Annotated in this window: 9 protein-coding genes; 8 read left to right on the top strand and 1 reads right to left on the bottom strand. The window is 63.1% G+C overall.

The window, feature by feature from the left end:
- Window positions 1-236: 236 nt before the first annotated feature.
- From FJ492_RS06120 to FJ492_RS06110, 3 genes are all read left to right on the top strand, one after another.
- Window positions 237-1484, top strand: coding sequence for an aconitase X (locus FJ492_RS06120; RefSeq protein WP_140768999.1), 1248 nt, complete (start codon window positions 237-239; stop codon window positions 1482-1484).
- Entirely contained in the window at window positions 1481-1921 is a 441-nt protein-coding gene (locus tag FJ492_RS06115; RefSeq protein ID WP_140768997.1) for a DUF126 domain-containing protein, read from the top strand. The genes FJ492_RS06120 and FJ492_RS06115 overlap by 4 nt, the downstream gene beginning before the upstream one ends.
- Window positions 1922-2084: 163 nt before the next feature.
- The gene (locus tag FJ492_RS06110) at window positions 2085-2648 is read left to right on the top strand and encodes a hypothetical protein (RefSeq protein ID WP_246675904.1); all 564 of its coding nucleotides are present in this window, start codon (window positions 2085-2087) and stop codon (window positions 2646-2648) included.
- Between the two features lie 54 nt (window positions 2649-2702).
- Here the strand turns inward: FJ492_RS06110 and FJ492_RS06105 are convergent, their stop codons facing one another.
- Window positions 2703-3731 (bottom strand): LacI family DNA-binding transcriptional regulator, encoded by a 1029-nt coding sequence (locus tag FJ492_RS06105; protein ID WP_140502273.1) that lies wholly within the window; start codon window positions 3729-3731, stop codon window positions 2703-2705.
- Window positions 3732-4086: 355 nt separating this feature from the next.
- On the opposite strand from FJ492_RS06105, the gene FJ492_RS06100 reads away from it, so the two are divergent.
- The 5 genes from FJ492_RS06100 (at window position 4087) to FJ492_RS06080 (ending at window position 9763) form a co-directional block, all read left to right on the top strand.
- Window positions 4087-5700 carry an extracellular solute-binding protein gene (locus FJ492_RS06100; protein ID WP_140502274.1) on the top strand — a complete coding sequence of 538 codons (1614 nt, stop codon included), beginning with the start codon at window positions 4087-4089 and terminating at the stop codon, window positions 5698-5700.
- An 81-nt stretch (window positions 5701-5781) separates the two neighbouring features.
- Window positions 5782-6642 (top strand): carbohydrate ABC transporter permease, encoded by an 861-nt coding sequence (locus tag FJ492_RS06095; RefSeq protein WP_140502275.1) that lies wholly within the window; start codon window positions 5782-5784, stop codon window positions 6640-6642.
- Window positions 6639-7598, top strand: coding sequence for a sugar ABC transporter permease (locus FJ492_RS06090; protein WP_140768995.1), 960 nt, complete (start codon window positions 6639-6641; stop codon window positions 7596-7598). Before FJ492_RS06095 ends, FJ492_RS06090 begins: the two co-directional genes overlap by 4 nt.
- Complete coding sequence (locus FJ492_RS06085; protein WP_140768993.1) at window positions 7595-8686, top strand: ABC transporter ATP-binding protein; 1092 nt, start codon at window positions 7595-7597, stop codon at window positions 8684-8686. The genes FJ492_RS06090 and FJ492_RS06085 overlap by 4 nt, the downstream gene beginning before the upstream one ends.
- A gap of 3 nt (window positions 8687-8689) precedes the next feature.
- Window positions 8690-9763, top strand: a complete 1074-nt coding sequence (locus FJ492_RS06080) for an ABC transporter ATP-binding protein (protein WP_140768991.1) — start codon at window positions 8690-8692, stop codon at window positions 9761-9763.
- The last annotated feature ends 23 nt before the right edge of the window (window positions 9764-9786 follow it).

The raw sequence follows: 9786 nt of genomic DNA, 5'->3' as shown, positions 1-9786 counted from the left end.
ACGATCGACCATCCGAATCATCCCTCTTCATTCCTTACGCACGGAATCACCAACCCGGTTCCGTGCAAAGGCCTCACGAGGGAGGAGATCGGCTGTCATCGCCGGTTTCACAGATGTGCCACGTGCAAAAAGTGTAGTAAGGCTGAAGCTGCCAATCTCCCCCTCGTGGGGGAGATGCCCGGCAGGCAGAGGGGGGCGCTGTCCCGCCAAAGGTTGGTAGAGTCCGGAGCACACCGATGACTTTGGAACTGAGTGCGCTGGACAAATCCATGCTCGGCAGTGAGCAAGGCCCTTCCGTCGTCGCCGCCATGAAGATCCTCATCGCCTTTTCCAAAGCCATCGGCGCCGGCAGCCTGCTCGACATCAGCGGTGCCCATATCGATGGCTGCCTCTACCACGGCAAGGCAGGACTCGATTTCGTCGAACGGCTGGTTGAGGGCGGCGGCCGTGTGCGTGTCCCGACGACGCTGAATGTCGGCTCGTTCGACCTTATCCATCCCGGCATGGTGAAGATGACCGTCGCGGAAGAAGTGCCGGCGCGGCGGTTGATGAAGGCGCATCTGGAGCTTGGCTGCCAGGCGACCTTCACCTGCGCGCCTTATCAGACCCGCTTCCGGCCTGAATTCGGCCAGCAGATCGCCTGGGGGGAATCCAACGCCATTGTCTTCGCCAATTCGGTGATCGGCGCGCGCACCAATCGCTATGGCGATTTCATCGATCTGTGCTGCGCCATGACCGGGCGCGCACCGGCCTGGGGCCTGCATCTGAGCGAGAACCGGCGCGGCCGTATCCTGTTCGAACTCGACGCCAGTTCAGAGCCGAGCGACAGTCTGTTTGTCGGCGTCGGACTAATTATCGGGCAAGCCTGTGGCGACCGCGTTCCGGTGATCGCGGGCCTGCCGAAGCCGCGTGACGAGGATCAGCTGAAAGCGCTTGGTGCCGCGGCGGCAACAACTGGCGCGGTGGCGCTGTTCCATGCCGTTGGCATCACGCCGGAGGCCGGAACCGTCGACGAGGCCTTTCAAGGCACGGTGCCCGAGGAGATCGTCCACATCAACCGTGCCGACATCGACCATGCGTTGTCCAGGCTGTCGATGGTGCCCGATGGCGCGCCGCTCCGCGCCGTGTCGCTGGGCACGCCGCATTTCTCGCATGACGAATGGATGCGCTTGCTGCCGCTGCTGCGTGCGGTCGCGCCTGACAGGGGCATTCCGATCTATGTCAACACGGGCCGCGCGACGCTGAGCCGGCTGCGGGAGGAAGGGTCGCTCGACGGCATGGAGGCGTTCGGCCTGATCCCGGTCGCCGACACCTGCACCTACGTCACCTCGATCCTCGAGCGTCTCGACGGCGTGGTGATGACCAATTCCGGCAAATGGGCGCATTACGCGCCGGGCAATATCGGTGTGACCGTCGCCTTCGCCGATATGAAGGACTGCATCCAGTCCGCCGCAGCCGGCCATGTCGTGCGGGGTGTGTCATGACGCAGCCGATTGAAGCGAAGGTGGTTGAAAGAGCAGGGACATTCCAGCTGACCGGCGCCGCCGAGGGGGAGGCTTTGGTGTTTTCGCAGCCGCTCAGCTTCTGGGGCGGCATCGATGCCGAGACCGGCAATATCGTAGATCGTTCGCATCCGGGCCTTGGCCAGAATGTCGCTGGCAGGGTCCTCATCATGCCAAGCGGTCGGGGATCGTCATCCTCATCCTCGGTCTTGGCCGAGGCGATCCGCAGGGGCACGGCGCCCGCGGGTATTTTGTTGGAGCGGCCGGACCCGATCCTGGCCGTCGGCGCCATCGTCGCCGAGTTCCTCTACGGGATCAGCATGCCGCTGGTGGTCTGCGGGGTTGCGGAGATCGTTTCCGGTGATCGGATCTTCATCGGTGTTGGTGAGGATGGTGGAGCGATCATTCGCAAGGTCTAGGAACCTGCATTCCCGATGAAGGTTGGCGCGAACGTTGCGGGTGAAAGTCGCCGCTTCGAGAGCCGTTTTTCCTTCCCAAATCTCATTTCTTCCAAGACCGCCTTCTCTCGAATAACGTGCCGGCTTGGCCCGAAACATTGGCACGATATTCTAGGCTGCCCGGTTGACCGTAAATGTCCAGGTATCGAGGCGCTGGCGGCTCGGCCTGTGCAAGCCGGCCGCGAAGGTGGCAATCACCTTCTATTCCTCGGTGTTCTTTCTCCTCGTCAATACGATCGACGCCATTGTCGAGACGGATTCGACGGCGGCCAAGCTGGTCGATACCGGCGAGGCCCGCGTCCTTTTCGACACCGGCACACATCCGGAATGGAACGTGCCCAACGTCATATCCGTCAACGGCGCCTTCGCCGCCAATCATCCCGACCTGGTCAAGCGGCTGCTGAAAGTCGATATCGAGATTTCGCGATGGGCCGACGCTCATCCCGACGAGACGATCAAAACCTTTGTGGAGGCGATCAAGTCGTCGGAAAAATCCGTACGCAAGACCTATGCCGGTGGGGTGTTTCACCAGGATCCAAAACTCACCGACGACGCCATCGAAGCTCTGAAGGGCGAGGAAAAATTCATGGCAAGTGCCGGGCTTTTGAAAGGCTCGATCGACTACGGCAAATGGGTCGACAAAAGCTTTGTCAATGCCGCGGAGGCGGAAGTCGCTGTCGTTCAGTAGACCGAAGCGTCGAGCCGCGCGGCGCCCTAAAATACGCCCGCTCGTCGGGATCGGTCAAATCTCCGGGATGTTCTCCTTGAAGATTACTTGCAGCCTCGGCTGGTGCAGCTCATAGGGTAGGCCCCTGACCGCATGGGTCAGGATGTTGAGCGCCTCGCGGGCCTCGACGCGCGGATTCTGGTCGATGACCGCGTCGAGCGTGCCGTCGAGCAGCAGTTCCTTGGTGCCGTCCGTCGCCTCGTGGCCGAGGAAAACCATGGATTGCGCACGGCCGCGCTCCTTGAGCGCGCGCGCAATGCCGGTGTTGCCGGCGCCGACATTGTAGATCGCGGCAAGGTCGGGATGCCGTTCCAGAAGGGCCGACGCCTCCGAATAGGCTTTTTCGCGATCGTCGAGCATTTCGCGCATTTCGACGATCTCGAGATTGGGCGATTCCTCTGTCAATATGTGCCGGAAGCCCATCTCCCGTTCCTCATGGCCGCGATAGGAGAGCGAGCCGGCGAACAGCGCCACCTTGCCGGGGCGCCCAGAACCCATGAAACGGTTGAGCAGATAGCCGGCCAGCCGCCCGGCGGCGCGGTTGTCGATGCCGATATAGGCGACCCTCGGCACATGCAGAATGTCTGAGGCGATGGTCACCACCTTGACGTCGTTGGCCGACAGCGAGCGGATCGCTTCACGCACCGTCGGATGGTCGAGTGCGATGACGCCGACGCCTTGCGTCTGGCCGCGCAGATCCTGCAGCAGGCGGGCGAGCCGGTCGGGATTGAAGCCCTCTATGGTGGCGATATGGACGTCGAGATCGGGGCGCGCCAGGGCCTGCGCCTCGATGTGGTGGTGCAGCATCTTGATGAAGGAATTGGTGCCCGCCGGCAGCGCGAAGTCGAGCCGGATGATCTCGCCGGGCATGGGTCGCAGCGACGCTCCGTTTGGGCTCTCGGCGATGTAGCCGAGGCGCTGCGCCATTTCGAGCACGACCTCGCGCGTGCGAGCCCGCACGCCGGGGCGGTTGTTGAGCACGCGGTCAACGGTGGCGGCGGAGACGCCGGCTTCCCGGGCTATGTCAGTCAGGGTGGAACGCACCGTCTTTCATCTCCTAATGCATCAAGATCAAGCAATGCCGGCTGCAGGCCTGATGACGTCAGCCCTCGTTATCCGCGATTCTGATGGGAAATGATGTATCCGGCCTTAGCCGATGCGCAAGCCGTTGGGCTAAAATTGAGTCGCTCGGTACGATCATGCAGGGAAAGGAAACACATTTCCCATCAGATCGAGGCATCTGGAGAGGTATAGGAATCCCGGTATGGTGCATTTCCCTGCTTCGTTGCCATGTTGTGAGGTATTTTGATTATTTATGATGTTGACAGCCTTCCGATAGTGCCGTCAATATCCCTCATGGGCTCGTGGAGGAAACATTGGGCCTGAGGGAGGAATTCCAATGTCTGATCTGATCCGCATCTCGCGGCGCCGGTTGCTGGCGTCCGGAGGAAAGGCGGCGGTATTCGTAGCCGCTGCAGGTATTGCACCCCAATTCATCCGTCCCGGCCGCGCTTATGCTGCCGATGCCCTGGCGCCCGGCATGATCGGTGGGCCGACCGGCTTCGACGGCGCCGAGCGCTACCAGTATGGCGCCGACACGCCTGAGGGTCGCGCCGTCGAGGCCGCCAAGGCGCTGAAGGGCGCCGGCAAGGCGCCGGCCAAGATCGTGCTTGGCCTGTCGGACGGCTCGATCGGCCAGCTCACCCAGCCTTTCCCTGCCGGCGCGCCGTCGATCAAGGAGCTCTGGGAAAAGGAAACCGGCATCCCGATCGAGATCGTCGGCCTGCCGAATGGTCAGGAATTCACCAAGACCATGCAGGACATCTCCACCAAGGGTGGGGCCTACGATATCTATTCGACCGAGTGGAACCGCCTTGGCGATCTCGCCGAGACCGGCGGCATCGCCAAGCTCGACGATTTCGTCGCCCAGTACAAACCCGAATGGGACGATCCCAAGACAGGCTATGTCGACGGCGCCAAGGGCGTGTCGCTGCTCAATAAATATCGCGGCTCGAACTATGGCGTGTCGCTGGACGGCGACTTCCAGACCTGGGTCTACCGCACCGATCTGTTCGGCGACGAAGCGGAGAAGAAGGCCTTCAAGGACAAATACGGCTATGATCTGGCGCCGCCGAAAACCTGGAAGCAGCACGGCGATATCGCTGCCTTCTTCCAGCGCCCGGACAAGGGTCTGTTCGGATCCACCGACCTGCGCAACCAGGGCTGGGGCTACACCAACTGGTACCAGCGCTATGTCTCGATGGCCTCGCCCAACCAGTTCCTGTTCGGCGACGACGGCAAGCCGCTGATCAATTCCGAACACGGCATCGCCGCCACCAACGAATATGTTGAATCGCTTGCCCATCATTCGCCGGACGCCATTTCATGGGGCTGGCCCGAGCAATACGGCAATTTCGCCAAGGGCGGTACGGCGATGACCTGCGCCTTCTCCAACCTGCCGAAATTCCTAGATAATGCCGGCAACAAGGACTCCAAGGTCACCGGCAAGATCGGCTCGATGCTGCCGCCCGGCCGCGAGATCGACGGCAAGCTGATCAGCCGCTCCGTGCTCTGGTTCTCACTGACCGGCATGGTCTCGTCGCAGTCGAAAAACCAGGAAGTCGCCTATCTCCTGCTGCAATGGCTGGGTTCGGCCCGCATCTATGCCTGGATGAGCGCCAACCCCGGCGGCTATCTCGATCCGTTCCGGCTTTCGGACTTTTCCGATCCGCTGGTGCGCCAGACCTATCATGCATACCACATGGACGTGGTGCGCGAGACGGTCGCCCGCACGGTGCCAACCATCAACTATCCCGGCGCCACCGCCTTCCACAACGCGCTGGATGAAAACCTCATGGCCTCGCTGACCAAAGCCAAGACGTCGGAGCAGGCGATGGCCGACACGGAAGCCGAGTGGAAGAAGATCGCGCGGCGCATCGGCGAAGACAAATTGCTCGAAGCCATCAGGACCAACAAGGAGGCTTGGCCGACCGTTCTCGATCCGATCAGCTGATCCGTCTCCCTGGATCAGAGACGGAGGGGAGGGGCGAAAGTTCTTCCCCTCCGCAACCGACGCCACCAGCAAAGCAGCCAGATGAAGCGTTCCGTCCCCTTCGAGATATTCCGCTACGCCGCGATCCTCGCGGCGATGGCTGTCACGCTGGTGCCCATCTTGTGGATGGTCTCCATGGCCTTCAAGCCGATCGCCGAATGGTCGGCGACCGGTGCCGACCTGACATGGTGGCCGAAGAACCCGACGCTCAGCAACTTCCAGTTCGTATTCGGCGAGTCCACCAATAATCTAATCGTCGCGCTCGACCGCACCGCGCTGAAGCCGATCCTGTCGTCGCTTCTGTCGGCGGTGTTCGGCACCGCGATCGCCATGTCAGCCGGCACCACCGCCGCCTACGGCCTGTCGCGCTTCGGCTCCGGCCAGAACCTGCCGTTGGCGCTGATTCAGCTCAGGCTGTTTCCGCCGATGGCCGTGATGATCCCTGTCATGATCATGTGGGCATTCCTCAACTTCACCGACAGCTGGTGGGGGCTAGCGCTGATCTACGGCATCGTCACCTTGCCGTTCGCCTTCTGGCTGATGAAGACTTTCTTCGACGACATGCCGCGCGAGATCGAGGAGGCCGCCCTTGTCGAGGGCTGCTCGCGGCTGCGCGTCTTCACCCGCATCACGCTGCCGATGATGCGCGCGCCGCTGGCGAGCGCTGCCCTCTTCGTCTTCATCCTCAACTGGTCGGACTATCTGATCGCGTTGCTGCTCACGACGCGCGAATGGGTGACGATCCCGGTCTACATGGCCTCGCTGTCGTCCTCGATGACCGGCCAGCTCTACGGCGCCAAGGCGGCGCTTGGGCTCGTTGCCGCCGTGCCGCCGGTCATCATGGGCATCGCCATCCAGCGCCATCTGGTGCGCGGGCTGACTTTCGGAGCGCTCAAGCAATGAGCGCCGCGACCGTAACGATTTCGGAGGACGAGATGAGCGCCGCGCGCGTCAGGCCAGCCCTGCGCGACGAGGGCACGCGGTTGGGCTTTCGGCTGACCTTGCCGGCGCAGATCCTGGTGCTGTTCATCTCGGCCTTTCCGCTCTTGATGCAGCTCTACATCAGCGTCACCGACTGGTCGCCGCTTTCGGGCCTCGGCTGGTGGAACGCCTGGGAGATGTGGAACAGCTTTGCCAACTACACCGATCTCGCCGCCGACGCACGGTTCTGGAGCGCGCTGAAGCGCACGGCCATTGTCATGATCGTCTGCGTGCCGGCGGAATTCCTGTTGGGCCTCGCGCTGGCGACGCTGTTCGCCGACGATTTTCCCGGCAAGCGCATCTTCTATTCGATCCTGCTGATGCCGATGATGGTGGTGCCGGCGGTGGCCGGCTATATGTTCTTCATGCTGTTCCAGTCGGGCGGCCCGGTGAACGACATCCTGTCGGTCATATCCGGCACCCGCGTCACCATCGCCTGGCTGTCGGACCCGACCTTGGCGCTGATCGCGGTGATGATCGCCGACATCTGGCAGTGGACGCCGCTGATGTTTTTGATCCTGCTTGCCGGCCTGGTCGGCGTGCCGGAGGACCAGATCAAGGCGGCGACCTTGCTCGGCGCCAATCCCTGGCAGCGCTTTATCACCATCGTGCTGCCGAAAATGAAGACGATCATCATCATCGCGCTGGCGATAAGAGTGATCGAGAACTTCAAGATCTTCGACACACTCTACATCATGACCGGCGGCGGGCCCGGTGTCGCCACCGAGACGATCTCCGTCTACATCTACAAGGTCACCACGCAGGACCTGATCTGGGGCTATGTGGCGGCGATCGCGCTGGCCATTCTGGTCGTGCTCTCCATCGTCGCCGTGTTCGCCATGAAGCGCATGGCGCGGGCAAGGCAGGTGCCGGCATGAGCACGATCCAGCTCAAGCACCTCACCAAGACATTCGGCAACTTCGCGGCGCTGAAGACGATGGACCTCGACATCGCAGACGGCGAGTTCATGGCGCTGCTCGGGCCGTCCGGCTGCGGCAAGTCGACGACGATGAACATGATCGCCGGCATGGAGGAGCCGACCAGCGGCAAGATCCTGTTTGGCGAACGCGACATGGCCGGCGTGCCGATGGGCCGGCGCGGCGTTGGCTTCGTGTTCCAGAACTATGCCATCTTCACCCACATGACAGTGCGCCAGAACCTTGCCTACGGGCCGAGGATGCGCGGTGCAGCCAAGGCCGAGATCGACCGCCGCGTCGGCGCGATCGCCGAGCTGCTGCAACTGACGCCGCTGCTCGACCGCAGGGCCGACCGGCTCTCGGTCAACATATTGCAGCGCGTGGCGATCGGCCGGTCGGCGATCATGGAGCCGGCGATCTTCCTGCTCGACGAGCCGCTGTCCAATGTCGACGCGGCCTTCCGCGCGGTCATGCGCACCGAGCTGAAACAGCTGCAGCGCCAGTTCAGGCAGACGATGGTCTACGTCACCCACGACCAGCTCGAAGCCATGACCATGGCCGACCGCATCGCCGTGATGGACCACGGCGTGCTGCAGCAGGTCGGCACGCCGCTCGAGGTCTACAACAATCCGGCCAATGTCTTCGTCGCCCGTTTCATCGGCGCGCCGGGCATGAACCTGCTCAAGGGCAGGCCGGCGGAGAGTGACCGGGGTCCGGTCGTCGATCTCGGGCCTCTGGGTGTCACACCGCCGCTGCCGGACGAGCTGGCGGCCAGCTTGCGCGGCGCACGCGGCGAGGTTCTCTACGGCTTCCGGCCGGAAGAGGTGACCCTGGCGCAAGACGGGCGCGGGCTGGCCATGCATGTCACCTTCGTCGAGCGCATCGGCGCGCGCACCATCGTTCATCTCGGCCAGGGCGAGGGCGCCGTGAAAGCGGTGTTCGACAATGATGTCGGGTTGTCGATCGGGCAAACCGCGGTCGTCGCGCCCACGGCGTCATCGGTGCGCGTCTTCGACGCCGCCAGCGGCGTAGCGATGAGGGCGGGCTGAACCATGGCCGACATCGTCTTCCGCAATGTCACCAAACGCTACGGCACGACGCTCGCTGTCGACGATGCCTCGTTCACCGTCAACGACAACGAGTTCTTCTGCTTCTTCGGGCCGCCGCTGTCGGGCAAGTCGACAATCCTGCGCCTAGTGCTCGGGCTGGAAACGCCGGATGCCGGCGAAATCCTCATCGGTGGCAAGCCGGTCAACGCGGTGTCGCCGGCCGAGCGCAACGTCGCCATGGTGTTCCAGAACCTGGCGCTGTTCCCGCATATGAGCGCGCTCGACAATGTCCGATTCCCGCTGGTCGAGCGCCGGGTCGCCGAGCTCGATATCAAGAAACGCGTCGCTGACGTCGCGGCCAAGCTGCATATCAGCCATATCCTGCACAAGCCGCCGGCGCAGCTTTCGGGCGGCGAGCGGCAGCGCGTGGCGATCGCGCGTGCGCTGGTGCGCGATCCCAATGCCTATCTGATGGACGATCCGATCTCGGCGCTCGACGCAAGGTTGCGCGAGGAAACGCGCGTCGAGCTGAAGCGCATCCAGCGCGAGCTCGGCAAGACGCTGATCTATGTCACCCACGACCAGGAAGAGGCGATGTCGATCGCCGACCGCATCGCCATCCTGGACAATGGCCGTATCAGGCAGATCGGCGCGCCGGCCGAGATCTATGACCGCCCGGCCAGCACTTATGTGGCGCGGCTGCTCGGTTCGCCTGTCATGAATATTCTTAAATCCGTTCGCGGCGGCGAGGGCAGTGTCGAGGCCGCCGAAGGCGCGCTCAGCATCGCTGACCGCGCGGCGCCGGCCGACGCCGTTGAGATCGGGCTGAGGCCGGAGGATATCAAGGTCAAACCTTGGAGCGACAATGAGAAGGCGAGCTCGGGTCGCCCGGCGCGGGTGTTCGAGGTCGAGCCGCTTGGCGGCTACACCGTGGTGACGCTCGCCGCCGGGCAGGCGCGGCTGAAGGCCTTGCTGCGCGGCCAGCCTGACATCACGCCTGACGCGATGGTGGCAATATCCTGCGAGCCGGCACGGGTGCATTATTTCGGACAGGGCGGAGGCGCGTTGGCAAGATGAATGCGGCCGCGCGGACAGGATTT

The sequence above is a fragment of the Mesorhizobium sp. B2-5-4 genome, assembly GCF_006441095.1.
GTDB lineage: Bacteria > Pseudomonadota > Alphaproteobacteria > Rhizobiales > Rhizobiaceae > Mesorhizobium > Mesorhizobium salmacidum.
Note: the sequence above shows the minus strand (reverse complement) of the source record. Positions and strands in the feature narration are given on the sequence as shown.

Bases quoted from the DNA above. Each gene is read 5' to 3' on its own strand.
- FJ492_RS06120 (WP_140768999.1), top strand. From the start codon at position 237: ATGACTTTGGAACTGAGTGCGCTGGACAAATCCATGCTCGGCAGTGAG.
- FJ492_RS06115 (WP_140768997.1), top strand. From the start codon at position 1,481: ATGACGCAGCCGATTGAAGCGAAGGTGGTTGAAAGAGCAGGGACATTC.
- FJ492_RS06100 (WP_140502274.1), top strand. From the start codon at position 4,087: ATGTCTGATCTGATCCGCATCTCGCGGCGCCGGTTGCTGGCGTCCGGA.
- FJ492_RS06095 (WP_140502275.1), top strand. From the start codon at position 5,782: ATGAAGCGTTCCGTCCCCTTCGAGATATTCCGCTACGCCGCGATCCTC.
- FJ492_RS06090 (WP_140768995.1), top strand. From the start codon at position 6,639: ATGAGCGCCGCGACCGTAACGATTTCGGAGGACGAGATGAGCGCCGCG.
- FJ492_RS06085 (WP_140768993.1), top strand. From the start codon at position 7,595: ATGAGCACGATCCAGCTCAAGCACCTCACCAAGACATTCGGCAACTTC.
- FJ492_RS06080 (WP_140768991.1), top strand. From the start codon at position 8,690: ATGGCCGACATCGTCTTCCGCAATGTCACCAAACGCTACGGCACGACG.